Below are 25,063 nucleotides of genomic sequence, written 5' to 3' on the forward strand. Positions count from 1 at the left end.
GTTGAGCGGCTAGAAAATTGCCGCTGCCTGGGTCAAAAGGCAGCCCATTGACCCGTGAAATCGAACAATTACTGCGCAGGACAGGAAAAAAAGCCTGCCACCTGCGGTAACGATTCAGACGTTGCCTGGCACAAAACGCCGCGCATTATAACCAGCGTTCTGTCATTCGGGGGCGTCGCAGTCTGTAGGCATAAACCCCGGTTTTCTGGCAGTGAAGGAAAAATCTGCTAACAATGCACACGGTGCGTATAACGGCAGCTACGCCATAATGCGCGCCGAGCTAAAAGGAGCATCCAATGAGCAGCACTGCACAAACTGCTGAAGGCGAAAAAATTCTCATCGTTGACGACGATCCGGGGCTGAGCAGCCTGCTGGAACGGTTTTTCGTCAGCAAGGGCTACCGTGCCCGTACCGTACCGAACACCGAGCAGATGGATCGTCTGCTGTCGCGTGAAGTTTTCAATCTGGTCGTTCTCGACCTGATGCTGCCCGGCGAAGACGGTCTGACCGCTTGCCGCCGCTTGCGTGGCGTGAACAACCAGATTCCGATCATCATGCTTACCGCCAAGGGCGACGAGCTGAGCCGCATCAAGGGCCTGGAACTGGGCGCCGACGATTATCTGGCCAAGCCGTTCAACCCGGACGAGCTGATGGCCCGGGTCAAAGCCGTCCTGCGTCGTCAGGCTGCACCCGTACCGGGCGCACCGGGCAGTGAAGACGAAAACGTCACCTTCGGTGATTACGTGTTGTCGCTGGCCACCCGCGAACTGAAACGCGGCGAAGAAGTGCACATGCTCACCACCGGTGAGTTTGCGGTACTCAAGGCTTTGGTAATGAACGCGCGTCAGCCGCTGACCCGCGACAAACTGATGAACCTGGCCCGTGGCCGCGAGTGGGATGCCCTTGAGCGTTCCATCGATGTGCAGATTTCCCGTCTGCGCCGCATGATCGAACCTGATCCATCCAAGCCGCGCTACATCCAGACCGTCTGGGGTGTGGGTTACGTGTTCGTACCGGATGGCGCCGCCACCAAGTGATCGGTGATTTGTAGGAGCGGGTCTGCAGGTTTGGTCGAACGGCCAGCCCGCAGACTCGCAATCCGCAATATGCGAGCATTGCTCGCTCCTGCAAGTGTGTAGCGGTTATAGATGAAAACCCCTGTCTGGTTCCCCCAAAGTTTTTTCTCCCGCACCCTTTGGCTGGTGCTCATCGTCGTGCTGTTTTCCAAGGCGCTGACCCTGGTTTATCTGTTGATGAACGAGGACGTGCTGGTGGATCGCCAATACAGCCACGGCGTCGCCCTGACGCTGCGTGCCTACTGGGCAGCCGATGAAGAAAACCGCGCAAAGATCGCTGATGCCGCCACCCTGATTCGGGTCGTGGGCGCCGGTGTGCCGGAAGGCGAACAGCACTGGCCCTACAGCGAAATCTATCAGCGGCAAATGCAAGCCGAACTGGGTGCCGACACCGAAGTGCGCTTGCGCATGCACTCGCCGCCGGCGTTGTGGGTGCGTGCACCGAGCCTGGGGGACGGTTGGCTGAAGGTGCCGCTGTATCCACATCCTTTGCGCGGCCAGAAAATCTGGAACGTGCTCGGCTGGTTCCTCGCCATCGGCTTGCTGTCGACGGCGTCGGCGTGGATTTTCGTCAGCCAGCTCAACCAACCCTTGAAACGCTTGGTGTACGCCGCCCGGCAGCTCGGTCAGGGTCGTAGCGTGCGTCTGCCAATCAGCGACACACCGAGCGAAATGACCGAGGTGTATCGCGCCTTCAATCAGATGGCCGAAGACGTCGAGCAGGCCGGGCGCGAGCGCGAGTTGATGCTGGCTGGCGTATCCCATGACCTGCGCACGCCGTTGACGCGGTTGCGCCTGTCGCTGGAATTGATGGGCGATCGCAACGACCTGACTGACGACATGGTGCGCGACATCGAAGACATGGACGCGATTCTCGACCAGTTCCTCGCGTTTATTCGCGATGGTCGCGACGAGTCGGTGGAAGAGGTGGATCTGACGGATCTGGTGCGCGAGGTCGCGGCGCCGTACAACCAGAATGAAGAGAAAGTGCGTTTGCGTCTGGAGCCGATCCAGCCGTTTCCGCTGCGTCGGGTATCGATGAAACGCTTGCTCAATAACCTGATCGGCAACGCTTTGAACCATGCCGGCGGTCACGTTGAAGTCGCGGCCTATGTGTCCGGTGACGTCAGTGCGCCATATGTGGTGCTGAGCGTGATGGACCGTGGCGCGGGGATCGACCCTTCGGAGCTGGAGGCGATTTTCAACCCGTTTACCCGAGGCGATCGTGCCCGGGGCGGGAAGGGTACTGGCTTGGGGTTGGCGATCGTGAAGCGGATTGCTTCGATGCATGGCGGCAATGTTGAATTGCGCAATCGGTCCGGGGGAGGGCTGGAAGCGCGGGTGAGGTTGCCGTTGGGATTGATGTTGCCGCGCGATGCGGTATAGAAGCAGCGACGAGTTTCAAGCTGCAAGCTGCAAGCAAAAGCGGTTTTGACTTGCCGCTTGAAGCTTGCCGCTCGAAGCTGACTTTTTAGCCTTTGCCTTTGGTGCGGGTCATATTCGGCCCGCCATTCTTCTCAAGATGCTCAATGATGATCCCCGCCACATTCTTCCCTGTGGTGGTCTCGATCCCTTCCAGCCCTGGCGACGAATTCACTTCCATCACTAATGGCCCGTGATTGGAACGCAGAATATCCACACCCGCCACCGCCAGGCCCATGACCTTGGCGGCGCGCAACGCGGTCATGCGTTCCTCCGGGGTAATCTTGATCAGGCTAGCACTGCCGCCGCGATGCAGATTTGAACGGAACTCACCCGGTTTGGCCTGGCGCTTCATTGCCGCGATCACCTTGTCACCGACCACAAAGCAACGAATATCCGCACCGCCCGCTTCCTTGATGTACTCCTGAACCATGATGTTCTGTTTCAGGCCCATGAACGCTTCGATCACCGATTCCGCCGCCGTGGCGGTTTCGCACAGCACCACACCGATACCTTGAGTGCCTTCCAGTACCTTGATCACCAGCGGCGCGCCGTTGACCATGTCGATCAAATCGGGAATGTCATCCGGCGAGTGGGCAAACCCGGTCACCGGCAAACCGATGCCGCGTCGCGACAGCAATTGCAGCGAACGCAGCTTGTCCCGCGAACGGGCAATGGCCACCGATTCATTGAGCGGGAACACCCCCATCATTTCGAACTGACGCAACACCGCGCAACCATAAAACGTCACCGACGCGCCGATCCGTGGAATCACCGCGTCAAAGCCTTCCAGCGGTTTGCCGCGATAGTGGATCTGCGGCTTGTGGCTGGCGATGTTCATGTAGGCGCGCAAGGTGTCGATCACTACCATTTCATGCCCGCGCTCGGTTCCGGCTTCGACCAGACGGCGGGTGGAATACAGACGCGGGTTCCGCGACAGCACAGCGATCTTCATGCAACACCTGTGGAGGAGGTAGATACCGGGAACACCGGCTTGTCTTGTACATATTTGATGCCCGGATTGACCACCAACTGGCCATCGATCAGGGCTTTGGAACCGAGCAACAGGCGATAACGCATCGACTTGCGGCAGGCGAGGGTGAACTCGACCGGCCACACTCGATCACCCAGGGCCAGGGTGGTGCTGATCACGTAGCGCACCTGCGCATGGCCGTTGGAGCTTTTAATGGTTTTGCGGGTTACCAGCGGTGCTTCGCAGCGGCGGTGACGCAGTTGCACCACCGTGCCCAGATGCGCAGTGAAACGCACCCACTTCTCGCCGTCGCGTTCGAACGGCTCGATGTCGGTGGCATGCAGGCTGGAAGTGCTGGCACCGGTGTCGATTTTCGCTCGCAGGCCCGCGACTCCCAAATCCGGGAGCGCCACCCACTCGCGCAGACCGACAACGGTCAAATGGTCAAATGTCTTCAATAGAAAAAAACCAACGATTAACGCGCCCAGGCGTCAGGCGAAACCCGAGCCAGCGCTTTGAATGCAGGTTTGGCGAACCAGTAGCCCTGCATCAGAAATATTCCACAGTCCGCCAGGAAATCCCGTTCACCGGCGCTCTCAATGCCTTCGGCAATGACTGTAACGTCCAACTCCGCACAGATTGTGACAATCCCCCGGACGATCGCCTGACGAACACGGTCTTGATCGACATCGCGGATCAGCGCCATGTCGAGTTTGATCAGGTCCGGTTGGAAATCAGCCAGCAGATTGAGCCCCGAATAACCCGCACCGAAATCGTCGATGGCGGTCTTGAAGCCGAATTCGCGGTATTCACGCAGAATATTGGTCAAATGGCGATAGTTATCTACGTGCTCGCTTTCCAGGGTTTCGAAAATCAGCCGGTCGATAGGGAAACGGTGTTTTTTTGCTGCCTCGAGCGTACTGCGAATGCACAGCTCTGGACGATAGACCGCGTTGGGCATGAAGTTGATTGACAAGTGTGTCTGCATATTAAGATCGGCCGCGCCTTCGATGGCGCGGGTCCGGCAGAGCTGGTCGAAACGGTAGCGGTTGTCTTCTGTTACCTGATTCAACACAGTGAATGCGCCTTCACCGGCCACACCACGAACCAACGCTTCATGGGCGAAAACCGACTGGTCGCGAAGATCGACGATGGGTTGATAGGCGAAGGAAAAGTCGAAGCCCAGCGGTTCGCTTTGCTGACACCCTTGGCAACCGGCCTTGGGTGAGGTTAATGAAGACGGAAATTTAGTCACTCGATCACTCCATGCCGATGAACCGGCCAAGATCACAGTCTATCTGGAGGCTCGAGTTCTTGCGCCCGCCAGAAACGGTAGTACAGTTCCGACTACTGGCTGAACGAGGAATTCAAATGGCACAAAAAAGCGAAGAGGACGACAAGGTCCGTCTCGACAAGTGGCTGTGGGCTGCGCGTTTTTATAAGACCCGCGCCTTGGCCAAAGCAGCAATCGAGAGCGGCAAGGTGCATTGTCGCGGCGAACGCTGCAAGCCTGGCAAAGAGCCACGCGTTGGTGATGAGTTCGAGATTCGAACCGGTTTTGAAGTGCGTACGGTGAAGGTCGAGGCGTTGTCGATTGTGCGGCGCGGGGCGCCGGAAGCGCAGACGCTGTATGCCGAGACCGAGGCGAGCATTGCCAAGCGTGAAGCGGCTGCGGCGATGCGCAAGGCGGGCGCGTTGGGCGTTAGCACTGATGGCAAACCGAGCAAGAAGCAGCGGCGGGATTTGTTCAAGTTTCGCGGCAGCAGTAACGACGAATAATCGCGTTGTTGGTGCTGGCCTCTTCGCGAGCAGGCTCGCTCCCACAGAAGATTGCAATCCAATGTGAGAGCGAGCCTGCTCGCGAATCGAGGGCGTAGCCCTCGCCGAAGACAACTCGGTATCAGGCGCTACGTACCACACTCATACGCGAAACCAGCGGCAACTTGCCCAGCAACGCGAAAATCGGCGCCGTCACCTTCAGCCAGAAATTCGCGGCGTGATACGCGAACGGCGTGTAGTAACCCCAACCCAACGCCCACACCGCCAGCAGCACGCCGCCGATGTAATCGTCCTGACCCCAATGCGCACCGGCCACCAGTCGCGGCAGCATGAACAACAGCGCCAGACCCCAGATCGTCACGAATTGGCCGACCGTGCGGCTGAACACACCCATGAACAGCGCCCAGATCAGTAATACCGAAGCGTGATCACCCGGGAAACTCTGGCCCGAGCGGTCTTTCAGTTCCCAGGTCTTCTCCAGGTGCGGGAAGTAATCGCTGATGTGTACCGCACCTTCCAGCACCATCGACGGACTGCTGTGCTGCCAGTCCATGTGGTCGGCGAACTTGGAAAACAGCGCGCGGATCACCACCATCAACAGCAGGATCGAGAAAAAACCGAAGAATGCGCGACGCACATCAATGGCCTTGAACACCCAGTCGCCCTTGATCAGCAGCGTCAGCAAAATCAGCCCGACGACGATATCGAACGGACGCAGACTTGCAATTGCCCAGATGTGGAGCCATATCGGGTTGCTGGCCAAGGGTGCATTGAGCGAGCGGAACAGCCACTCGTCGAAAATCACACACAGCGCGTTGCCCGTAGGCCATAACCAGAAAGCCAGTAGCGCTAATGGCACTACGTTGCACAGAACCAGCCGGCCGAGGTTCCACCTTGATTGGAACAAACCCGGATTGTTCATAAAATGCCTCCCATGGCAGAGCAGTCGGCACCAAAAAGGGTGCCAAGAAGCGCAAATTTTCACGTCTTGTAACCATTTTGTCACCACATTCAGATACCCAAATTATGACCGACCTAGCGGATACCGATTTCACCCAACGTTTCATCTTCGATGACAGCGACACGCGCGGCGAACTGGTTGCGCTTGAGCGCAGCTATGCCGAAGTTCTCGCCAAGCACCCGTACCCGGAACCGGTAGCGCAATTGCTCGGCGAACTGATGGCCGCCGCCTCGTTGCTGGTAGGCACCCTGAAGTTCGATGGCTTGCTGATTCTGCAGGCACGTTCCGAAGGGCCGATCCCGCTGCTGATGATCGAATGCTCCAGCGAGCGCGAGATCCGTGGCCTGGCGCGTTACAACGCCGAGCAGATCGCGCCTGACGCGACCCTTGCCGACCTGATGCCGGGCGGTGACCTGACCCTGACCGTCGACCCGACTGTCGGTCAGCGCTACCAGGGCATCGTCGATCTCGACGGCGAAACCCTGTCGGAATGCTTCACCAATTATTTCGTCATGTCGCAACAGGTCGGCACGCGTTTCAAGCTGTTTGCCGACGGCCGTCGTGCTCGCGGGATGCTGCTGCAACAACTGCCGGCCGATCGCCTGAAAGACGAAGAAGAGCGCGCCGCCAGCTGGCAGCACCTCACCGCACTGGCCAGCACGCTGACCGCCGATGAACTGTTGAGCCTGGACAACGAGACCGTGTTGCATCGCCTCTACCATGAGGAGCAGGTGCGCCTGTTCGATGTGCAGAACCTGCGCTTCCGTTGCACCTGCTCACGCGAGCGTTCGGGCAACGCGCTGGTCAGTCTGGGTCTTGAAGATGCACAGCAATTGGTTCAAGAGAACGGCGGCACTATCGAGATCGATTGCCAGTTCTGCAATCAGCAATACCTGTTCGACGCGGCCGATATTGCTCAATTGTTCGCTGGCGCAGGCGTCGACACGCCGTCAGATACCCGGCACTAAAACGGTTCAGCGCAGGTAAATTCACTGCGTAACGACGGAATATCGCCGTTACGACGGGAGGACCCTACTCTTTTTGGGCTTTTCTGGCATAATCCGGCCCACTTTTTTCGCGGTAGTAGTGCACGACTTTCTACTACAAAACGTTTGGAGCACACTCGGCCACTGGCCGACGGGGAACCTCATGACGCAAGCCAATAACGCCGTGTACACCGATCTGAGTGTTGATGATCTGGTAAAAGAAGCCCTGAACCGCGGTGAGGGCGAGCTTGCCGATACCGGCGCTCTGGTTGTTCGCACTGGTCACCGCACCGGTCGTTCGCCTGTTGACCGTTTCATCGTTGAAGAGCCTTCCACCCAGGCCGCTATCGCCTGGGGCCCGATCAACCGCAAGTTCCCGGCCGATAAGTTCGACGCGCTGTGGACTCGCGTAGAAGCATTCAACAACGCGCAAGAGCACTTTGTGTCCCACGTCCATGTAGGCGCGGCGGAAGATCACTACCTGGCCGTGAAAATGACCACCCAGACTGCCTGGCAGAATCTGTTCGGTCGTTGCCTGTTCATCAACCCGGCCCAGTACAACCCGGCCGGTCGTGAAGAGTGGCAAGTGCTCAACGTGGCCAACTTCGAGTGCGTGCCTGAGCGTGACGGCACCAACTCCGACGGTTGCGTGATCCTCAACTTCGCACAGAAGAAAGTGCTGATCGCTGGCATGCGTTACGCCGGTGAGATGAAGAAAGCCATGTTCTCCGTGCAGAACTTCCTGCTGCCGGCCGCTGACGTGCTGCCAATGCACTGCGCTGCCAACATCGGCGAAGAAGGCGACGTGACCCTGTTCTTCGGTCTGTCGGGCACCGGTAAAACCACCCTGTCGGCTGACGAAAGCCGTTACCTGATCGGTGACGACGAACACGGCTGGGGCGAAGGCGTGGTGTTCAACATCGAAGGCGGTTGCTATGCCAAGTGCATCGACCTCTCCGAGAAGAACGAGCCGGTTATCTGGAAAGCCATCAAGCACGGCGCTGTGCTGGAAAACGTTGTCATCGACGACGCCAAGCACGCCGACTACGCCGATGTCAGCCTGACCCAGAACAGCCGCGCCGCGTACCCGCTGGAGCACGTTGCCAAGCGTTCCGAGCACAACCTCGGTGGCGAGCCAAACGCGGTGATCTTCCTGACCTGCGACCTGACCGGCGTCCTGCCGCCAGTGTCGATCCTCAACGAAGAACAAGCGGCCTACCACTTCCTGTCCGGCTACACCGCTTTGGTGGGCTCGACTGAAATGGGTTCGGGCAGCGGCATCAAGTCGACCTTCTCCACCTGCTTCGGCGCACCGTTCTTCCCGCGTCCAGCCGGCGAATACGCAGAGCTGCTGATCAAGCGCATCCGCGGCTTCGGCTCCAAGGTTTACCTGGTCAACACCGGCTGGACCGGCGGCGGCTACGGCGTCGGAAAACGCTTCAACATCCCGACCACCCGCGCAGTGATCGCAGCGATCCAGAGCGGCGCGCTGATCGGTGCAGCCACCGAACACCTCGACACCATCAACCTCGACGTGCCACTGGCCGTACCGGGCGTTGAAACCAACCTGCTCAACCCACGCAACACCTGGGCTGACAAGGCTGCGTACGACGAGGCAGCGAAAGCACTGGCCGGTCTGTTCATCGAGAACTTCAAGAAGTTCGAAGTGAGCGACGCGATCAAGGCTGCTGGGCCTAAGTTGTAAGATTGGTTTGTTGTGAATGAAAAAGCCGCCCTTTAGGGGCGGCTTTTTTGTGGGTAACTGATCCTGAGGCAAAGGCTAGACTGCCATTATTCCCGCAGAATGCTGCTCAATCAGCCAACGCATTCAGTACATGAACTGGATCATTATGGATGGCCTTGAGTAATGCTTTAGCTGGCCCGGTTGGTACCCGACGACCTTGCTCCCAATTACGCAAAGTTCCGAGTTGGACATCGATTAACGCCGCGAACTTTGCTTGTGTCATTCCGGTGGCTTTACGAATTTCTTTGACCTGTAATGCATCAACATAAAATTCGCGGGAGGGTTTTCTTTCACCCCGCAGAATTTCATCCATCTCCTGCACGCTCTCCATCAGCTCATCAAAAAACTTGCTCATGGTTGTCTCCAGTTTCCGATCATGGCTTTCAAAGCTTTCCGTTCATCATGGGTCAGATCGTGTTGTTCATTTTTTGGGTAAATCATCAACAAAGCGATCTGTGACGCCGAGACAAAGTGGTAGTAGATCACTCGGGCGCCACCGCGTTTGCCGTGACCCTTGGAGGCTACTCGAGCTTTACGAACGCCCCCTGCCCCTTCGATTAAATCGCCGATAGACGGGTTCACAACTAGCTGCTTTTGAAAGGCTGCATAGGTGTCGTCGTCCAGAAGCTCGATTACTCGGCGGGTGAAGACTGAAGTCTCAATAAAAATCATCGTCAATGTACGCCAGTGACTTACTTCGAGGCAACGCTGAAGTGTTTGAAAAGGATGACTGGTTTCTGATCGCTCTCACTTAAGAATGAGAGCGATCTGTCCACGCAGCCTTAGGCCGGAGCTTTCCAATTGAGCATTCGCTGCTGCGCAACCTGCAGCAGGTCACAGCCATCCTGCGTCAGTAGATAGAGGGCGTGAGTGATGTGGGGGATGTCTTCGACGTCGGCTTGTCTGAAGTTGAGGCAGTAAAGGGTGCGTAGCAGGTCGCTTGAAGCGCGCAGGCGCTGGACGGCGCATTCGAGGATGTCTTGCGGGTTGGCGTGTGTGTCGATGATCAGGGGCTTGGTGTCGGTGAGGTTGGATTCGAGTGGGCGGTAGCGATCGGTGGTGAATTGATTCCATGATTTCATTATTTTTTGCCTCGTTATGCGTCATGAGAATCCGCGCCCACCGTGACCAAGCGATAGGTGGCGGACTGCGTTCGGGTTGGTCAACCGATGAGGCATTCACAACCGGCACACCCGAAGGTGTCCCGAACACAGCCGCCATAAAGCGTGCTGACACAAAAAAGCGCCAGCAGCATACAACGACTGTGAATGCGCATCTAATACGGGTGACCAAGCCCGAGCCGCTGATTTGGCAGCGACAGTCACGACTATAGAGACGAGCTACACGACGGCGATAGAAGACAAGGAGTCTGTCCTTGTAGGAACAGGACGTAGATTCAATAGGTCATTGCTGACAATCCTTCAGACGTCTTAAACGAGCGCGTTTATCTGCCATCAGTTTCCTGCTTACTTCATCGGAAATGCTTGGCCGAGGATCATCAATGCTGGCTTGGACCTGCCGGATGAACCATGCCTCGTAGGTTTCCTCGTCGCTAGCCTTTTCCGATTCACCGCTCGTACTGTTCATCGTTCTATTTCCTTCTTGGTTAAAAACCTATCGGTCGCCGCTCCGCCTCAACCAATAACCCGATACGCCGCCACATCCAGCACACTCGTCGTCAGCCCCGTCGCAGGCGCGTAGATCGGGCCTTTCACCGCCGAGAACGGCACGCCTTTGCTGCCCAGAGACACGTAGCGCTCACCTTTATCCAGTTCGGTGAAGTAGGTGTAGGAAACGCTGTGCATCTTCTTGTAGCGCGATTCGTCGGCGACGATGGCGCCCGTCAGGCGCAGCAGATCTGTTTCGCTCAGGTTCAGGGTTTTGTTCAGTTGCACGCCCCAGCGCTTGAGGCAGGTTTCGGCGAGGTGGCGGACGATGCGGCCAGGCTCGACCAGAGTTTTCAGGTCGCCGCTGCTGGTGGGCACGCCACCACTAGCGGTGGCATTGCCGGCCATGGTCGCGTGGCGGCCGGCCATCGGGTAGACGCGGGTTTTAGTGCCAGTGGCGGTTTGCGGAATGACACAGCTGAAACCTTTGGAGCGTTCATCGCGGGCATAGAAGGCGACATATTCTTTGACGTTGGCGCCGAGTTTGACGCGCTGATCCTGGAAGTTGCCGATTCCTGGTACTGGATCAAGGGCGAATATATTGACCGGAATATTGTTCAGTTCGCGATCATTGAGCATCGCATTGGCCAGCATATGACAACTTACACCCCCTCGGCTCCAACCCACCAGATTGACGCGGGTGGGAATAATGCCATCTTTGCGGAACGTTCTGATGATCCCTTCCTGTAACTTCTGTTGAGTAATGCTGCGGTCGCCGTAGTTGTACTTTCGCCACATCCACGAGCCTTCGACTTTGACATCGTCAATAGGAATACCGGCGGCTTTAAGGCGGTTGTATTCGGCTTCGGTCAGTTGCTCACGCTGCCAGTCGCACTTGCCCTTGATAACATTGACGGCATGCTGCACGTTTTCCTCCCAGCCTTTACCGAACAGTGTGCCGGTAAGGCCGTACTCCTTGGTCTTGGTGAATAGGTCGTCGGCTTGCAGGTTGCCGCTGCCCGGCCCGTCAACGACGATCCATTCGGCGAACTCACGGCCGGTATGGTGGGAAGCCAGCGTGGAAATCAGCTCGCCGTCCCAGAAGTTTTCATGGGCGGTATCGAACTTGTTGGAACCGGTGCCGCAAAAAAATATAGTTAACACTGTCATGGTGTTGCTCTCGTTTAGTTGTAAGAGCGGACAAGTTAGTGTTAGTTGAATGTATAAATAAAGCGTGGTGGTGTTTCCGCATTTGTAATGCGGCTTAGTTGTATGTTGTTTGTGGTGGTTTTTGTTTGGCAACTTCAAGCAAATCGCAACTGTCCTGTACCAGCAAATAAAGCGCATTGACGATGTTGGGAATATCTTTCACATCAGCCTGTTTGAAACATAAGCAATAGAGTGTCTCCAGCAAATCTCCGGCTGCGCGTAAACGCTGATCGGCGGCATTGATCAGGTCAGTCTGGCTGGAGTGGCTGTCGATAAGCAGTACCGGGTTTTCGCTGTAGCAAGTCTTGAGTGGGCGATAGCGGTTGATCATTGTCAGGCGTGTCCTGTTCTAAGGCGCTGGGGCGGGCCGGCAGAGTGTTTGCAGCCGCGCCGGCCACTATAGAAGGGCGTTTCTCTGTGGGACAAGATGGCGGCAATGGACAGTACTCGTAGGGGTTTTTCCGTGTTTTTAGGAAATGCCTTACGTGTTTTCGCAGCTTTTTCAGGCCAAAACCCTTAGGCGTAATAATTCCTACGTGATTGTCAGGCGATTCGCGGTAAACCGCTGTATCGTGCGCGCCAGAATCTGTAGGGCGTTTCCAAACGTCTGACACGCGCTTAAAGGGAATTAGGTATGCACTGGCTACGAATGGCCGCAATTTTATTGCTCGGGCTGGGCACTTGCCGTTTGGCCATGGCCTCTGATGTTGGCAATGCATGGGTGCTGGATCGTCTTGATCGCACCGATTGGCCGGAAGCACTTATCAGCCAGGCGAGCATGGACACGGCTTCACGCGGTGAAGTGTTGATGTTCGGCAAAGCCTTGTTAGCCAGCGAAGCACTGGATGAGGAAGGGCTTGAGCAGCGACTCGGTGTGCCCCATGTGCAACTGAAGTCGATTCGCCACGTGCGTGACGGTCTCTGGGAGGGATTGTTGAGCACCTATCGCAATGCCAGCAAGAACTGTGATGAACAAGTGTTCTGCCCGCGCGTGCGCAGTGTCGCTGACTTGCGTCAGTTGGCGGCAGCGTTCACCGGCGACATCAGCCCGGCCCATGCGCTGTGGGCGAGCAAGAGCCAAGGTGTGCATGAGCAGATGCTGAACGAGCAGTTGCGGGTGGCGGTGTTGCGTCCGTGAATCTCAGTTTTGTGTTGTTCTGACCGGCCTCTTCGCGAGCAGGCTCGCTCCCACAAGGACCGTGGCGTTCAAGTAATCGCTGTATCATTCCGAATCGATTTGGCCCCGACCTTTTCTCGACTCGCTGCGATCGCCCGCTAGGCTGTTGGCATGGCAGCAGTCAATGGAGTGACAGCGAATGCACAACACCCTGGAACAGGTTTTTGGTTTTCCACAGTTTCGACCCGGACAAGAAGCGGCGATCAGCGCGGTGCTGGCCGGGCGCTCGGCGGCGGCGATTTTCCCCACCGGTTCCGGCAAGTCGATTTGCTATCAATTGCCGGCACTGATGCTGCCGCACCTGACGTTGGTGGTCTCGCCGTTGCTGGCGCTGATGCAGGATCAGTTGGCCTTTTTGCAAAGACACGGTATTTCGGCCGGCAGCATCGATTCGGCGCAGAGCCGCGATGACGCCAATGACGTGATGACCCGCGCCCGTTCGGGCGAGTTGAAGATTCTGATGATCTCGGTGGAGCGCTTGAAGAACGAGCGTTTCCGCAACTTTTTGCAGCAGGTGCCGATCTCGCTGCTGGTGGTGGATGAGGCGCATTGCATCTCGGAATGGGGCCACAATTTCCGCCCCGATTACCTCAAGCTGCCGGACTACCAACGCCAGTTCAACATCCCGCAGACCTTGCTGCTGACGGCGACGGCAACGCCGAAAGTCATCGCCGACATGCAGGCCAAATTCGCTATCGCCGCTGACGATGTGGTGACTACCGGTTTCTACCGGCCCAATCTCAATCTGCTGGTCGAACCGGTGCGCGGTCAGGACAAGCGCCGGCGTCTGGTGGAGTGGATGGCCGAGCGTGCGGGGCAGCCGAGCATCGTCTATGTGACCTTGCAGAAAACCGCCGAACACATCGCCGAACACCTTGAGCGCAACGGCATTCAGGCCGAGGCGTATCACGCCGGTTTAGCCCACGACAAACGCGAAGCGATCCAGAAGCGCTTCATGGCCGGGCAATCCAATTGCATCGTCGCGACCATCGCGTTCGGCATGGGCATCGACAAGAGTGATATCCGCAATGTGGTGCACTTCGACCTGCCCAAATCCATCGAAAACTACAGTCAGGAAATCGGCCGTGCCGGGCGTGACGGGCAGCCGTCGGACTGCCTGGTATTGGCCAATCGCGACAGCCTCAATGTGCTGGAAAACTTCGTCTATGGCGATACGCCGGAGCGCGACGGAATTCGCTATGTGCTCGACGAGTTGAAAGCTTCGGTGCCGGAAGGGCAGTGGGAGTTTCTGCTCGGGCCATTGGCGGATCAGAGCAATATTCGCTCGCTGCCGCTGAAAACATTGCTGGTACAACTGGAGCTGCGCGGTTTGATCGCGCCGCGCTATGCCTATTACGCCGAATACCGTTTCAAATACCTGTTGGAACCCGAAGCGCTGCTTGAGCGTTTCGACGGGGAGCGCAGGGATTTCGTAGCGGCGATCATTCAGACCTCGGCGCGCGCGCGCACCTGGGCCACGGTGAATTTCGAGGCGATGTACGCGCAGTATTCCGCCGAGCGCAATCGAGTGGTGAAGGCGCTGGATTACTTTCAGGAGAAGGGCTGGGTCGAACTGGAAAGCAAGCAGATGACCGAGGTCTACAGCCTGCTGCGAAGCGACTTTGACAGCGATGCCCTGAACGCTGAACTGCACGAGTATTTCACCCGGCATGAGCAGGCGGAAGTGGCGCGTATCCACGCGATGCTTGAAGTATTCGCCACCGAGCGTTGCCTGGGTTATCGCCTGGCCGAGTATTTCGGTGATCACAATGCGCCCGAGCAGTGTGGGCATTGTTCGGTGTGTCACGGGCAGGTAGCGCGATTGCCGGCACCACCAGAGTTGCCCGCGCTTGTGGATAAAAATTTTGCGGCGCTGTGCGGCGATTTTATCCACAGGCATGAGCAGCACACCGGGGCGATTCCGACGGCGGAGCGGCTGACAAGGTTTCTGTGCGGGATCAGCGTGCCGTTGTTCACCAAGCTCAAGGCGCGGGCGATTCCCGGGTTTGCGGCACTGGAAGAGTATCCCTACGCCGAAGTGCGCAGCTGGGCTGACGATCATTTGCTCGGTTGAACAAACATCCTGTGGGATCAGGGCACCTGCATCCATCCGCTGAATGTCGATCATCACGGTAATAAACTTCAAAAACCGTCGTTGGCTGACTAAGGTGAGACCAGTCTTTGGATCGCCAACAAGAGAACAACATGAGCCAGACATCCTTCGATATTCAGCAGGCCGCGGTGATCGGCGCGGGAACCATGGGCCGTGGCATTGTCATGTGCCTGGCGAATGCTGGCGTGAGCGTACAGTGGGTGGATAACAATCCACAGATGCTTGAACAGGCGCTCGCCACCGTCGCCGAAACCTATGCACACAACGTGCGCCAAGGCCGGATTGTTCAGACCGAGGCGGATGCGCGTCTGGCGCGGGTCAGTGCGGCGGCGGATTACGCGGCGATTCGCAATGTCGATCTGGTGATCGAGGCTGTGTACGAAAATCTTGAGCTGAAGCAGAAGATCTTCCGTGAGCTGGATGGCTTGCTCAAGCCTGAGGCACTTTTAGCGAGCAATACCTCGGCGCTTGATATCGATGCGATTGCTGCGGCGACAAGGCGTCCGGAGCAAGTGCTCGGCCTGCATTTCTTCAGCCCGGCGCACATCATGAAACTGCTGGAGATCGTACGCGGCGCGCAGACTTCGCCGGCCGCTCTGGAAGCAGCGCTAGCGCTGGGCCAGCGCATGGGCAAGGTCAGTGTGGTGTCGGGCAACTGCCACGGGTTTATTGGCAATCGCATGTTGCATCCGTATGTGCTGGAGGCGCGCAAGATGTTGCTTGAGGGCGCTTATCCACAGCAGGTCGACGCGGCGCTGCAAGGTTTCGGTTTTGCCATGGGGCCGTTTCGCATGTACGACGTGGTCGGCATTGATCTGGAGTGGCGTGCCCGCGAGCTTGCCGGCAAGGGCCAGGATGCGCCGGAGGTTCAGGTGGATAACCGCTTGTGCGAGATGGGCCGGTTTGGCCAGAAGTCCGGCAACGGTTATTACCATTACGAGCCGGGCAGTCGTCAGGCTGAGCACGATCCTGAGGTCGATGCGCTGGTATTGCAGGTCAGCGAAGGGCTGGGCTTCCAGCGCCGTGAGATCGGTCCTGAGGAGATTCTGGAGCGTTGTCTGCTGGCATTGGTTAACGAAGGCGCGAAGATTTTGCAGGAGGGTATTGCCGAGTCGGCGCACGATATCGATCTGGTGTATCTGAACGGCTATGGCTTCCCGGCGGACAAGGGCGGGCCGATGGCCTGGGCGGATCAGCAGGGGCTGGCGGATATTCATCAGCGTTTGCTGGCGCTGGAGACGCGGCAGGGCGATCAGTGGAAACCGGCGCGGTTGATTGGTGAGTTGGCGGCGCAAGGGAAGGGGTTTGCTCAAATGTGATGTCGCCGCCAGAATCGATCCCCCTCACCCCAGCCCTCCCGAAACGTCGGACCGCCCCCAAAGGGGGCGAGGGGGAAAGGGAGCCGATCTGCGTGGGTTTCAACATTTGAGTTCGACTCGAAGGATCAGGTCGGTGTATTTCGAGAGAACACCTCGGTCAGTCCCCTCTACCACTGGGAGAGGGCTAGGGTGAGGGCAAGCGCCCTCACTGAAAAACAAGAGAATCAGCCCAACCATGTCCACCCCTCAGCGCACCGACTACCCGCATTTCCAGCCCATCACCACGCGCTGGCACGACAACGACGCCTACGGTCACGTCAACAACGTCACCTACTACAGCTTCTTCGACACGGCGGTGAACACCTACCTGATACAGGTCGGTGGTCTGGATATCCATGACGGTGAGGTGGTTGGATTTGTGGTCAGTTCGGCGTGCGATTACTTTGCCTCGATCGCCTTCCCGGATCTGATCGAGATCGGTCTGCGAGTCGGCAAGTTGGGCAACAGTTCGGTGCAATATGAACTGGCGGTGTTCAAGGTCGGCGAAAGCGAGGCGTGTGCGGCCGGGCGCTTCGTTCATGTATTCGTCGATCGGGCGAGCAACCAGCCAGTGCCGATTCCCGCGAAGCTGCGGCAGGCCCTGGAATACTTGGTGGTTTAAAAAAGGCAAAAAAAATCGCAGCCCTCGGCTGCGATTTTTGTTCAAGCATTCGCCTTAACGGTGGCGATAGTACTTGTGATGCTTGCGGTGGCCATAGGCATGGCCGCGACCACGGTGGTCGTCACGATAGTAGCGGCGATCATCATGGCGACGGTCGTAGCGACGATCGTCGTCATCGCTCTTGTTGCCCATGTAGTTGCCCAGCGCGCCACCGGCGCCGCCACCTGCTGCGGAGCCGATCAGGCTGCCGGTGGTGCCGCCCATGCTGCGGCCGACCACGTTACCGCCGGCTGCGCCCAGCGCACCACCGATGGCGGCTTCGCCACGGCTGCGTTTGTCGGCGCCGACCGCACTACCACCCGCGCCGCCCAAGGCTGCGCCGATGGTGGAACCTGTATTGCCGCCTAAGGACTGACCGACGACCGAGCCAAGAACCCCGCCCAATGCGCCGCCCACACCTGCTTCGGTGGTGCCGCCTGCGGAAGCAAAACCACTGACCAGGCCAAGGGACAACAAGAGAATCGAGGAGAACTTCATAGATGAGCCTCAAAGGGATGACGGCGCCGATCCTGAGGCTGTGTAACGAGCGTGACAATCGAAATCCGACGAATAACACGACTTGTATACAATTTTGCAAGTTACTGTTTTTTCACCGGAACTTAACCGATTTTCGCCGGTCTTTAGCTACTTCGGACAGGCCGCTTTTGTGAAAAAGCGGCCTTTTTTTGTGGGCGTTTGAAAAGTGCGAGCGGGACGAAATGTATTGAATGTCCCACCCCTTTCGCGAGCAAGCTCGCTCCCACATTTGAACCGCATTCCAATGTGGGAGCGAGCTTGCTCGCGAATAGGCCGGTACTGACACCGCGCTATGCGGATTTAGCCATGATCAACCCGGTCTCACTCGCCGCTTCCAACCGAATCGCAATGAACTTCGATGTCGGCGTATGGCTGCCATCCCCAGTGCTCTCCAGCGGCACCAGCGGATTCACTTCCGGGTAATACGCCGCCGCTTGCCCGGCCGGAATATCAAACGCCAATAAAGTGAAGCCCTTCACACGACGCTCACGACCATCGTCCCACAGCGACACGATGTCAGCCTTCTGCCCCGGCCGGAAGCCCAGACGAATGATGTCGGCCTCGTTGGCGAACAGCACATCACGCTGGCCTTTCACCCCGCGATAACGGTCGTCGAGACCGTAAATCGTGGTGTTGTACTGATCGTGGGAGCGCATCGATTGCAGAATCAGGTCCGGCAGTTGCCCGGTGGCGCGGGTGCGTTCGTGCACCAGATCCTTGGGCAGCATGTTGGCGCGGAAGTTGGCCCGGCCCGACGGCGTGTTCCACTTGCGCGCGCCAGCGCTGTTACCGAGATAGAAACCGCCCGGGTTCTTGATCTTCTCGTTGAACTCTTTGAAATTGGGAATGGTGTCGGCAATCAGTTCGCGGATGCGCCCGTAATCGGCCACCAGCCAGTTCCAGTCCACCGGTTTGCTGCCCAGCGTGGCAGCGGCGATGCCGGCGATGATCGACGGCTCGGAGCGCATCTGGTTCGACAGCGGCTGCAACTGACCGTTGGAGGCGTGAACCATGCTGAACGAGTCTTCCACGGTCACCGCTTGCGGGCCTTCGGTCTGGATGTCGATGTCGGTACGACCGAGGCACGGCAGGATCAGCGCGTCTTTACCATGGGCCAGGTGGCTGCGGTTGAGTTTGGTGCTGATCTGCACGGTCAGGTCGCAATTGCTCAGTGCTTCGAATGTACGCGGGCTGTCTGGCGTCGCTTGAGCGAAGTTGCCGCCCAGGCCGATAAAGACCTTGGCGCGACCTTCGGCCATCGCGTGGATCGCCTCGACCACGTTGTGGCCATTGTGGCGCGGTACCTTGAACTGGAAGCGCCGTTCCAGCGAGTCGAGGAATGCCACCGGCGGACGCTCGTTGATGCCCATCGTGCGGTCGCCCTGCACGTTACTGTGACCGCGCACCGGGCACAGGCCGGCGCCGGGTTTGCCGATGTTGCCGCGCAGCAGCATCAGGTTGGCGATTTCCTGAATGGTCGGCACCGAATGGCGATGCTGGGTGATGCCCATCGCCCAACACATGATCACGTTCTTGCCCTTGGCGTACATGCGCGCGGCTTGCTCGATTTCCACAAGGGTCAGGCCGGATTGCTCGACAATCTGCTCCCACGGCGTGTCATCGACCACGCCCAGGTACTCGAGGACGTTGGCGCTGTGGGCGTTGAGGAAGTCGTGATCGAACACAGCAGGTTCGCCGGCCTTCTGCGCATCGCGCTCCCACTGCAGCAGGAACTTGGCCATGCCGCGCAATACCGCCATGTCGCCACCCAGAGCCGGGCGGAAGTATGCGGTGTTGGTCGGCTTGTCGCCGTTGGTGAGCATTTCGATCGGGTGCTGCGGATGCTGGAAGCGTTCCAGACCACGCTCTTTCAGCGGGTTGATACACACCACCTGAGCGCCGCGCTTCACCGCTTCACGCAGCGGTTCGAGCATGCGCGGGTGGTTGGTGCCCGGGTTCTGGCCCCAGACGAAAATTGCGTCGGCGTGTTCGAAATCGTCAAAGGTCACGGTGCCTTTGCCGACGCCAACGCTTTGCGCCAAGGCAACACCGCTGGCCTCGTGACACATGTTCGAGCAGTCAGGGAAGTTGTTGGTGCCGTAGGCGCGCACGAACAGCTGATACAGGTACGCCGCCTCGTTGCTGGCGCGACCCGATGTGTAGAACTCGGCCAGATCCGGGCTCGGCAGGCTTTGCAGGTGTTTGGCGATCAGGGTGTAGGCGTCGTCCCAACTGATCGGCTTGTAGCGATCAGTTTCGGCGTCGTAGACCATCGGCTCGGTGAGACGACCCTGATATTCCAGCCAGTAGTCGCTCTGCTCCAGCAACGAAGTGACGCTGTGTTTGGCGAAGAACTTGGCATCGACGCGGCGCTTGGTCGCTTCCCAGTTCACCGCTTTGGCGCCGTTCTCGCAGAACTTGACCATGCCGCTTTCCGGCGAATCGCCCCAGGCGCAACCGGGGCAGTCGAAACCGCCGTTCTGGTTGGTCTTGAGCATCATGCGCAGGTTCTTCAGGGCGTTATCGCTGGTCAACCAGGCCTGGGCCACACTGATCAGGGCACCCCAACCGCCGGCAGCGCCTTTGTAAGGCTTGTAGCGCGGGACAGGTTTCTGGTCGGCTTGATGATGTTGGCTCACGCTTGATTCTCCATCGCGGGGCTGTACACCCGCGGCGCACTTTTCTGCGGCAGGTGGATGAGATTGAGGTTGTGTCGACGGGCCCATTGCACGGCAAGGCCCGTGGGCGCGGACAGGCTGACCAGAGTCTGGATGCCGGCGCGCAATACTTTCTGGATCAATTCGAGACTGCAGCGGCTGGTGACAATCGCCAGGCCGCCTGCTGTGGATATCTTTTGCCGGATCAGCCCACCGATCAGTTTGTCGAGGGCGTTGTGCCGGCCGATGTCTTCGCGGCCGAGCAGCAATTCACCGCTGGCGTTCATGAACACCGCCGCGTGCACCGCACCGCAGTACTGGCCCAAAGGTTGAAATGCACTGATGCGCTGACGCAAACCGTCGAGCCATTCAATCGGTGGCAATGGCGCACCGGGAAGGATATCCAGATCAGGTAACGCCTGCTCCACCGCTTCAACCCCGCACAGTCCGCAACCGCTGGTGCCTGCCATTTGCCGGCGTTGCTGCTTGAGGTTCCAGAACGCGCGATTGGCGATGGTTACTTGTGCATATTGCGCGGAGCCGGCGCCGGTCAGTTGCAGGTCATAGATGTCGGTGGCATCGATGATGATGCCGCTGCCGAGGCTGAAGCCGACGATGAAGTCTTCAAGGTCAGTCGGCGTCACCAGCATCACCGCCTGGCTGATGCCGTTGTAGGCAATCGCCAACGCGACTTCCTCGGCGAGCGCAGTGCTGGCCGATTCCTCGCGGGGCAAATCGCTGTAACTGTACATCTGGCTGGCGGCAGGCGCGGGCGTTTCAAGTGCAGGCGCCGCGCAGGCTGGGCGCTTGGCGTTCATGGCATCACCGACGGTTTGATCAACGTTAAGACTAGGCGCGGCAAGTTGTCGCGTCTAATCGCTAGTGTCGATCTATCGATAGATGCCGTCGATCAAGCTGCCGTTGGCGATTTCTGATACAGCGCGAAACAAGCCTCGGCCAGCGCCGAGCGTGGCGCCCCGCGACGCATGATCAAGCCCAGCGGGGCGAGGGTCTGGGCGTTTTCGATGGGTTGCAGGCGCAGGTGGTCGGTGAGTTTTTCCAGACCGCCGTCCAACGGCATGATTGCGCAGCAGAACCCGCCGTGTACGGCTTGTAACAATTGATGCACGGCGTCGGTTTGCAACAATGGTTGCGGGTTCAGGCCACGGCTATGGAAGTTATGGTCGATGGACTGGCGAAAGTGCATGCCGCTGGTGAGCATGCCCAGCGGCAGTTCGATCAGTGATTCCCAGCTCAACGGTGCGTCGCCGAAGGTAAAGGTTCGCTGGTCGTATAAAAGACCCATGCGGGTTTCGCTGAAGGCCAGGGATTCGAAGCGCTCGTTATCCAGACGATCGAGGTAGGACACGCCGATGTCGATGCGGTTGTTCGCCAAATGTTCGAGGATCTGCTCGGAGCTCAGTGCCGACATTTCAAAGCGCAGGTCCGGGTGTGCGGCATGCAGGCGTTGCATCAGCGGCAGCGGATCGAAACTCGACAACGGCACCACGCCGAGTCGCAGAGTGCCGATCAGGTTGCCACGACACGCTGCCGCTTCCGCGTGCAAACCGTCATAGGCCGCCATCACCGAACGTGCCCACGCCAGCACGCGTTCACCCGGCGCGGTAAAACCTTCGAAGCGCTGGCCACGGTTGACCAGCGGCAGGTCGAGTTCTTCTTCGAGGCTGCGCAGGCGCATCGACAGGGTTGGCTGGGTGATATGACAACGCGCGGCGGCCTGGCCGAAGTGGCGGGTTTCGTCGAGGGCGATGAGGAATTTCAGTTGCTTGATGTCCATCTTCGCTCCGGGCGCTGGCAGGGTTGGGCGATTCTACCGCTTGCGCGGCGGCAGGGTCATTGGTCGGCTTGGAACCGGGTTTGTCTGAGGTGGTCTAGGCTTGGACGACTGACCCTTTATTCCATGGAGAGAACCACGATGAGCCTTTTTAGTTTTGTCAAAGAAGCTGGTGAGAAGCTGATCGATCTGCTGACCCCGGGCAACGCCAATGCCAGTGAGCAGTTGAAGGAACACATCAGCAAGGTCGGGCTGGGCAATCCGAATGTGCAGGCGACGGTGGATGGCGACAAAGTGACCGTTACCGGTGAAGTCGCGAGTCAGGAAGAGAAAGAGAAGATTCTGCTGGCGGTGGGCAATATTGCCGGAGTTGGCAGCGTTGATGACCAGATCACCGTGAGCGGGCCAGTTGTCACGGCCGCGCAATTTGTCGTGGTCAAGTCGGGTGACACCCTCAGCGCGATTTCTCTGCGCGTGTACGGAGATGCCAACAAGTATCAGAAAATTTTCGACGCCAACAAACCAATGCTCAAGGACGTAAACAAAATCTATCCGGGGCAGACTTTGCGTATCCCTGAGTAATACGCCGAAACGCCTTCGTCGGAACACCGCCCGGAGCAGGCTCGCTCCCACATTGGATCGCATTCCAAATGTGGGAGCGAGCCTGCTCGCGAATGGGGCAACTCGGAATCAAAGCCCTGCAATCAAACTGCGATAGTCCTCGACTGCGGCAAACTCAGCCGTGTCCTTCGGACCTTTACGACTGTCCGGCTCTTTCACCGCCAACAAATGCGCGACACCAAAATCCCGCGCACTGCGCAGAATCGGCAAGGTATCGTCGATAAACAGACTGCGCGCCGGATCAAAGCCGATGTCCGCCTGCAAGGCATCCCAGAACTGCGGGTTCTCCTTGGGAAACCCGTAATCATGCGAGCTGATCAGCCGCTCGAAATACGGCGCCAGCTCAATCCGCTCAAGCTTCAACGACAGTGAATCGCGGTGCGCGTTGGTGATCATGATCACCCGTTTGCCCGCACGCTTGATCGCTTCCAGAAAGGTATCGGCGTCCGGGCGCAAGGCGATCAGATGCGCAGTTTCCAGTTTCAATTCACGCACCGACAACTTCAACTCGGCACTCCAGAAATCCAGGCAGTACCACTGCAACTGGCCGGCGTGGCGTTCGAACAGCGGCTGCAATTCCATCTCGGCCATGGCCCGGCTGACCCCGTGCAGTTCGGCGTAACGCTGGGGCAGGTGTTCCAGCCAGAAATGATTGTCGAAGTGCAGATCCAGCAGCGTACCGTCCATGTCGAGCAGAACGGTATCGATGTCGGACCACGGTAATGAAGGCATGGCAACGTCTCGAGCGGTAGAAAGATATCCGACGTAAACAATCGGGAAAGCCGCGTTATAGTAGCGCGTTCACGCCAAGGAGCTTTGCATGCGCCAGAAACCCACCGTACTTGCCCGCGAGATCGTCGCCACCAGTCGCCTGTTTTGCGTCGAAGAACTCAAGCTGCGCTTTTCCAACGGCGTGGAGCGCACTTACGAACGTCTGGTCGGCAAGGGTGCGGGCTACGGCGCGGTGATGATCGTGGCGATGCTGGACAGCGAGCACGCAGTGCTGGTCGAGGAATACTGCGGCGGTACCGATGAGTACGAACTGTCCTTGCCTAAAGGTTTGATCGAACCGGGCGAAGATGTACTGGCGGCAGCCGAGCGTGAGCTGAAGGAAGAAGCGGGTTTTGGCGCAAAACAACTGGAACATCTGACCGAGCTGTCGCTGTCGCCCGGTTATATGAGCCAGAAGATTCAGGTTGTTCTGGCCACTGATTTGTACGAAGAGCGTCTGGAAGGCGACGAACCCGAGCCGATGCGTGTCGATAAAGTGAACCTGCGCGAACTGTCGTCGCTGGCGCTCAATCCACAATTCTCCGAAGGTCGCGCCTTGGCCGCCCTGTATTTGACCCGCGATCTGCTGACCCAGCGCGGGTTTTTCCCTGCATGAGTGAAGTGTCGATGAATTTTCCCCACCCGTTGATGGCGCCAGTGGTTGAGCTGGCATTGCAGGCTGGCGCGGCGATTTTGCCGTTCTGGCGTGTTGACGTTGAGGTCAGCGCCAAATCCGATGACTCGCCGGTGACGGCGGCGGATCTGGCTGCGCACCACTTGATCGTCGCCGGGCTGACGGCGCTGGATCCGAGCATTCCAGTGTTGTCGGAAGAAGACGCCAACATCCCCCAGAGCGTGCGCGCCGGCTGGCAGCGCTGGTGGTTGGTGGATCCACTGGATGGCACCAAGGAATTCATCAGCGGCAGTGAAGAGTTCACCGTCAACATCGCGCTGATCGAAAACGGTCGAGTAGTATTTGGCGTGGTGTCGATGCCGACCAACGGTCGTTTCTACATCGGCGGCGCCGGGCTTGGGGCATGGCGCTGCGACCACGGCGGCACGCCGGTTTCGATTCAGGTGCGTGATGTGCCAGGGCCGGAAGAGGCGTTTACCGTGGTTGCCAGTCGTCGCCATTCGAGTCCCGAGCAGGAACGCTTGCTCGCCGGGTTGAGTGCGAGTCTGGGCGAGTTGCAATTGGCCAACATTGGCAGCTCGCTGAAATTCTGCCTGCTGGCCGAAGGTGCGGCGGATTGCTATCCGCGACTGGCACCGACTTCGCAGTGGGACACGGCGGCGGCACAAGGTGTGCTGGAAGGTGCGGGTGGTGAGGTGCTGGATTTGCGCGGGGAGGCATTCTGTTATCCGGCGCGGGAATCGCTGTTGAACGAGTTCTTTTTGGCGCTGCCTGCGAAGGCGGCCTGGCGTTCCAGATTGTTGGAGTTGGCTCGGGGTTAAGTGGGCTGATCCGCAATCCCCCTCACCCCAGCCCTCTCCCCCAGGAGAGGGAGCCGATCGAGGGATATTGGAAAGCAGCGCTGACCTGGTCGAGGTTTGCTGAATCCATAATCGCTGCGATCTTTCAGGTCGATGCACAACGCAAGACACCTCGGTCAGTC

Annotated in this window: 27 protein-coding genes; 12 read left to right on the top strand and 15 right to left on the bottom strand. The window is 58.4% G+C overall.

Features of this window, described 5'->3' with window-relative positions:
* The first annotated feature begins 296 nt into the window (after positions 1–296).
* Positions 297–1,037 carry an osmolarity response regulator transcription factor OmpR gene (gene ompR / locus ACZZ0G_RS13115; protein WP_463556412.1) on the top strand — a complete coding sequence of 247 codons (741 nt, stop codon included), beginning with the start codon at positions 297–299 and terminating at the stop codon, positions 1,035–1,037.
* A 111-nt stretch (positions 1,038–1,148) separates the two neighbouring features.
* Positions 1,149–2,462, top strand: a complete 1,314-nt coding sequence (locus ACZZ0G_RS13120; RefSeq protein ID WP_007917930.1) for an ATP-binding protein — start codon at positions 1,149–1,151, stop codon at positions 2,460–2,462.
* An 85-nt stretch (positions 2,463–2,547) separates the two neighbouring features.
* On the opposite strand, the gene rimK is transcribed toward ACZZ0G_RS13120, so the two are convergent.
* The 3 genes from rimK to rimA are packed head-to-tail and all read right to left on the bottom strand — an operon-like array spanning position 2,548 to position 4,726.
* Entirely contained in the window at positions 2,548–3,453 is a 906-nt protein-coding gene (gene rimK, locus ACZZ0G_RS13125; RefSeq protein WP_007949201.1) for a 30S ribosomal protein S6--L-glutamate ligase, read from the bottom strand.
* Positions 3,450–3,929, bottom strand: a complete 480-nt coding sequence (gene rimB / locus ACZZ0G_RS13130) for a retropepsin-like aspartic endopeptidase RimB (protein WP_007917936.1) — start codon at positions 3,927–3,929, stop codon at positions 3,450–3,452. Before rimB ends, rimK begins: the two co-directional genes overlap by 4 nt.
* A 17-nt stretch (positions 3,930–3,946) precedes the next feature.
* The gene (gene rimA / locus ACZZ0G_RS13135) at positions 3,947–4,726 is read right to left on the bottom strand and encodes a S6 modification regulatory phosphodiesterase RimA (RefSeq protein WP_463558854.1); all 780 of its coding nucleotides are present in this window, start codon (positions 4,724–4,726) and stop codon (positions 3,947–3,949) included.
* Positions 4,727–4,842: 116 nt separating this feature from the next.
* Between rimA and ACZZ0G_RS13140 the strand changes: the two genes are divergently transcribed.
* Positions 4,843–5,250, top strand: a complete 408-nt coding sequence (locus tag ACZZ0G_RS13140) for an RNA-binding S4 domain-containing protein (protein ID WP_463556413.1) — start codon at positions 4,843–4,845, stop codon at positions 5,248–5,250.
* Positions 5,251–5,371: 121 nt separating this feature from the next.
* On the opposite strand, the gene ACZZ0G_RS13145 is transcribed toward ACZZ0G_RS13140, so the two are convergent.
* On the bottom strand, positions 5,372–6,172 hold the full coding sequence (locus ACZZ0G_RS13145) for a phosphatase PAP2 family protein (RefSeq protein WP_463556414.1): 801 nt from the start codon (positions 6,170–6,172) through the stop codon (positions 5,372–5,374).
* A 104-nt stretch (positions 6,173–6,276) separates the two neighbouring features.
* On the opposite strand from ACZZ0G_RS13145, the gene hslO reads away from it, so the two are divergent.
* Both hslO and ACZZ0G_RS13155 read left to right on the top strand, forming a co-directional pair.
* Positions 6,277–7,179: an Hsp33 family molecular chaperone HslO gene (gene hslO / locus ACZZ0G_RS13150; RefSeq protein WP_463556415.1), complete on the top strand. Its 903-nt coding sequence runs from the start codon at positions 6,277–6,279 to the stop codon at positions 7,177–7,179.
* A 181-nt stretch (positions 7,180–7,360) separates the two neighbouring features.
* Positions 7,361–8,902, top strand: a complete 1,542-nt coding sequence (locus ACZZ0G_RS13155; protein WP_463556416.1) for a phosphoenolpyruvate carboxykinase — start codon at positions 7,361–7,363, stop codon at positions 8,900–8,902.
* Positions 8,903–9,008: 106 nt separating this feature from the next.
* Here ACZZ0G_RS13155 and nadS read toward each other — a convergent pair whose 3' ends face one another.
* The 6 genes from nadS to ACZZ0G_RS13185 form a co-directional block, all read right to left on the bottom strand.
* On the bottom strand, positions 9,009–9,296 hold the full coding sequence (gene nadS / locus ACZZ0G_RS13160; RefSeq protein ID WP_038359833.1) for a NadS family protein: 288 nt from the start codon (positions 9,294–9,296) through the stop codon (positions 9,009–9,011).
* Positions 9,293–9,613: a type II toxin-antitoxin system RelE/ParE family toxin gene (locus ACZZ0G_RS13165; protein WP_463556417.1), complete on the bottom strand. Its 321-nt coding sequence runs from the start codon at positions 9,611–9,613 to the stop codon at positions 9,293–9,295. Before ACZZ0G_RS13165 ends, nadS begins: the two co-directional genes overlap by 4 nt.
* A gap of 110 nt (positions 9,614–9,723) precedes the next feature.
* Positions 9,724–10,023: a hypothetical protein gene (locus tag ACZZ0G_RS13170; RefSeq protein WP_463556418.1), complete on the bottom strand. Its 300-nt coding sequence runs from the start codon at positions 10,021–10,023 to the stop codon at positions 9,724–9,726.
* A gap of 322 nt (positions 10,024–10,345) precedes the next feature.
* Complete coding sequence (locus ACZZ0G_RS13175; protein WP_242209878.1) at positions 10,346–10,528, bottom strand: antitoxin PaaA2 family protein; 183 nt, start codon at positions 10,526–10,528, stop codon at positions 10,346–10,348.
* Between the two features lie 47 nt (positions 10,529–10,575).
* Positions 10,576–11,718: a hypothetical protein gene (locus ACZZ0G_RS13180; RefSeq protein WP_463556419.1), complete on the bottom strand. Its 1,143-nt coding sequence runs from the start codon at positions 11,716–11,718 to the stop codon at positions 10,576–10,578.
* Positions 11,719–11,812: 94 nt separating this feature from the next.
* On the bottom strand, positions 11,813–12,088 hold the full coding sequence (locus ACZZ0G_RS13185) for a hypothetical protein (protein WP_122599488.1): 276 nt from the start codon (positions 12,086–12,088) through the stop codon (positions 11,813–11,815).
* A gap of 303 nt (positions 12,089–12,391) precedes the next feature.
* Between ACZZ0G_RS13185 and ACZZ0G_RS13190 the strand changes: the two genes are divergently transcribed.
* The 4 genes from ACZZ0G_RS13190 (at position 12,392) to ACZZ0G_RS13205 (ending at position 17,027) form a co-directional block, all read left to right on the top strand.
* Positions 12,392–12,895 carry a polysaccharide deacetylase gene (locus ACZZ0G_RS13190; protein ID WP_463556420.1) on the top strand — a complete coding sequence of 168 codons (504 nt, stop codon included), beginning with the start codon at positions 12,392–12,394 and terminating at the stop codon, positions 12,893–12,895.
* A 178-nt stretch (positions 12,896–13,073) separates the two neighbouring features.
* Complete coding sequence (locus tag ACZZ0G_RS13195) at positions 13,074–15,008, top strand: RecQ family ATP-dependent DNA helicase (protein WP_463556421.1); 1,935 nt, start codon at positions 13,074–13,076, stop codon at positions 15,006–15,008.
* A 131-nt stretch (positions 15,009–15,139) separates the two neighbouring features.
* Positions 15,140–16,366 (top strand): 3-hydroxyacyl-CoA dehydrogenase, encoded by a 1,227-nt coding sequence (locus tag ACZZ0G_RS13200; RefSeq protein WP_463556422.1) that lies wholly within the window; start codon positions 15,140–15,142, stop codon positions 16,364–16,366.
* 235 nt (positions 16,367–16,601) lie between these two features.
* Positions 16,602–17,027, top strand: coding sequence for an acyl-CoA thioesterase (locus tag ACZZ0G_RS13205; protein WP_150750201.1), 426 nt, complete (start codon positions 16,602–16,604; stop codon positions 17,025–17,027).
* 54 nt (positions 17,028–17,081) lie between these two features.
* Here ACZZ0G_RS13205 and ACZZ0G_RS13210 read toward each other — a convergent pair whose 3' ends face one another.
* From ACZZ0G_RS13210 to ACZZ0G_RS13225, 4 genes are all read right to left on the bottom strand, one after another.
* Positions 17,082–17,564, bottom strand: a complete 483-nt coding sequence (locus ACZZ0G_RS13210; RefSeq protein WP_016986401.1) for a glycine zipper domain-containing protein — start codon at positions 17,562–17,564, stop codon at positions 17,082–17,084.
* Positions 17,565–17,893: 329 nt separating this feature from the next.
* On the bottom strand, positions 17,894–20,242 hold the full coding sequence (locus ACZZ0G_RS13215; RefSeq protein ID WP_463556423.1) for an FdhF/YdeP family oxidoreductase: 2,349 nt from the start codon (positions 20,240–20,242) through the stop codon (positions 17,894–17,896).
* Positions 20,239–21,078, bottom strand: coding sequence for a formate dehydrogenase accessory sulfurtransferase FdhD (fdhD, locus tag ACZZ0G_RS13220; RefSeq protein WP_463556424.1), 840 nt, complete (start codon positions 21,076–21,078; stop codon positions 20,239–20,241). Before fdhD ends, ACZZ0G_RS13215 begins: the two co-directional genes overlap by 4 nt.
* A 92-nt stretch (positions 21,079–21,170) precedes the next feature.
* Positions 21,171–22,058: a LysR family transcriptional regulator gene (locus ACZZ0G_RS13225; RefSeq protein ID WP_463556425.1), complete on the bottom strand. Its 888-nt coding sequence runs from the start codon at positions 22,056–22,058 to the stop codon at positions 21,171–21,173.
* Positions 22,059–22,196: 138 nt separating this feature from the next.
* On the opposite strand from ACZZ0G_RS13225, the gene lysM reads away from it, so the two are divergent.
* Positions 22,197–22,637, top strand: a complete 441-nt coding sequence (gene lysM / locus ACZZ0G_RS13230; RefSeq protein ID WP_322845545.1) for a peptidoglycan-binding protein LysM — start codon at positions 22,197–22,199, stop codon at positions 22,635–22,637.
* 108 nt (positions 22,638–22,745) lie between these two features.
* Here the strand turns inward: lysM and yrfG are convergent, their stop codons facing one another.
* Complete coding sequence (gene yrfG / locus ACZZ0G_RS13235) at positions 22,746–23,408, bottom strand: GMP/IMP nucleotidase (protein WP_099757727.1); 663 nt, start codon at positions 23,406–23,408, stop codon at positions 22,746–22,748.
* Between the two features lie 88 nt (positions 23,409–23,496).
* Here yrfG and nudE point away from each other — a divergent pair, with 88 nt between their 5' ends.
* Both nudE and cysQ read left to right on the top strand, forming a co-directional pair.
* Complete coding sequence (gene nudE, locus ACZZ0G_RS13240; RefSeq protein ID WP_463556426.1) at positions 23,497–24,063, top strand: ADP compounds hydrolase NudE; 567 nt, start codon at positions 23,497–23,499, stop codon at positions 24,061–24,063.
* An 11-nt stretch (positions 24,064–24,074) separates the two neighbouring features.
* Positions 24,075–24,902 (top strand): 3'(2'),5'-bisphosphate nucleotidase CysQ, encoded by an 828-nt coding sequence (cysQ, locus tag ACZZ0G_RS13245; protein WP_463556427.1) that lies wholly within the window; start codon positions 24,075–24,077, stop codon positions 24,900–24,902.
* Positions 24,903–25,063: the final 161 nt, after the last annotated feature.

The organism is Pseudomonas sp. AC169, from assembly GCF_979258515.1.

What these genes read in the sequence shown, in the direction of transcription:
- ACZZ0G_RS13195 (WP_463556421.1), top strand. Translation starts at nt 13,074, where the DNA reads ATGCACAACACCCTGGAACAGGTTTTTGGTTTTCCACAGTTTCGACCC.
- ACZZ0G_RS13225 (WP_463556425.1), bottom strand. Translation starts at nt 22,058, where the DNA reads ATGGACATCAAGCAACTGAAATTCCTCATCGCCCTCGACGAAACCCGC.
- ACZZ0G_RS13180 (WP_463556419.1), bottom strand. Translation starts at nt 11,718, where the DNA reads ATGACAGTGTTAACTATATTTTTTTGCGGCACCGGTTCCAACAAGTTC.
- ACZZ0G_RS13165 (WP_463556417.1), bottom strand. Translation starts at nt 9,613, where the DNA reads ATGATTTTTATTGAGACTTCAGTCTTCACCCGCCGAGTAATCGAGCTT.
- ACZZ0G_RS13200 (WP_463556422.1), top strand. Translation starts at nt 15,140, where the DNA reads ATGAGCCAGACATCCTTCGATATTCAGCAGGCCGCGGTGATCGGCGCG.
- rimK (WP_007949201.1), bottom strand. Translation starts at nt 3,453, where the DNA reads ATGAAGATCGCTGTGCTGTCGCGGAACCCGCGTCTGTATTCCACCCGC.
- cysQ (WP_463556427.1), top strand. Translation starts at nt 24,075, where the DNA reads ATGAATTTTCCCCACCCGTTGATGGCGCCAGTGGTTGAGCTGGCATTG.
- ACZZ0G_RS13170 (WP_463556418.1), bottom strand. Translation starts at nt 10,023, where the DNA reads ATGAAATCATGGAATCAATTCACCACCGATCGCTACCGCCCACTCGAA.
- lysM (WP_322845545.1), top strand. Translation starts at nt 22,197, where the DNA reads ATGAGCCTTTTTAGTTTTGTCAAAGAAGCTGGTGAGAAGCTGATCGAT.
- yrfG (WP_099757727.1), bottom strand. Translation starts at nt 23,408, where the DNA reads ATGCCTTCATTACCGTGGTCCGACATCGATACCGTTCTGCTCGACATG.
- ACZZ0G_RS13120 (WP_007917930.1), top strand. Translation starts at nt 1,149, where the DNA reads ATGAAAACCCCTGTCTGGTTCCCCCAAAGTTTTTTCTCCCGCACCCTT.
- nadS (WP_038359833.1), bottom strand. Translation starts at nt 9,296, where the DNA reads ATGAGCAAGTTTTTTGATGAGCTGATGGAGAGCGTGCAGGAGATGGAT.
- hslO (WP_463556415.1), top strand. Translation starts at nt 6,277, where the DNA reads ATGACCGACCTAGCGGATACCGATTTCACCCAACGTTTCATCTTCGAT.
- ACZZ0G_RS13190 (WP_463556420.1), top strand. Translation starts at nt 12,392, where the DNA reads ATGCACTGGCTACGAATGGCCGCAATTTTATTGCTCGGGCTGGGCACT.
- ACZZ0G_RS13155 (WP_463556416.1), top strand. Translation starts at nt 7,361, where the DNA reads ATGACGCAAGCCAATAACGCCGTGTACACCGATCTGAGTGTTGATGAT.
- ompR (WP_463556412.1), top strand. Translation starts at nt 297, where the DNA reads ATGAGCAGCACTGCACAAACTGCTGAAGGCGAAAAAATTCTCATCGTT.
- fdhD (WP_463556424.1), bottom strand. Translation starts at nt 21,078, where the DNA reads ATGAACGCCAAGCGCCCAGCCTGCGCGGCGCCTGCACTTGAAACGCCC.
- nudE (WP_463556426.1), top strand. Translation starts at nt 23,497, where the DNA reads ATGCGCCAGAAACCCACCGTACTTGCCCGCGAGATCGTCGCCACCAGT.
- ACZZ0G_RS13140 (WP_463556413.1), top strand. Translation starts at nt 4,843, where the DNA reads ATGGCACAAAAAAGCGAAGAGGACGACAAGGTCCGTCTCGACAAGTGG.
- ACZZ0G_RS13145 (WP_463556414.1), bottom strand. Translation starts at nt 6,172, where the DNA reads ATGAACAATCCGGGTTTGTTCCAATCAAGGTGGAACCTCGGCCGGCTG.
- ACZZ0G_RS13210 (WP_016986401.1), bottom strand. Translation starts at nt 17,564, where the DNA reads ATGAAGTTCTCCTCGATTCTCTTGTTGTCCCTTGGCCTGGTCAGTGGT.
- ACZZ0G_RS13205 (WP_150750201.1), top strand. Translation starts at nt 16,602, where the DNA reads ATGTCCACCCCTCAGCGCACCGACTACCCGCATTTCCAGCCCATCACC.
- ACZZ0G_RS13175 (WP_242209878.1), bottom strand. Translation starts at nt 10,528, where the DNA reads ATGAACAGTACGAGCGGTGAATCGGAAAAGGCTAGCGACGAGGAAACC.
- ACZZ0G_RS13185 (WP_122599488.1), bottom strand. Translation starts at nt 12,088, where the DNA reads ATGATCAACCGCTATCGCCCACTCAAGACTTGCTACAGCGAAAACCCG.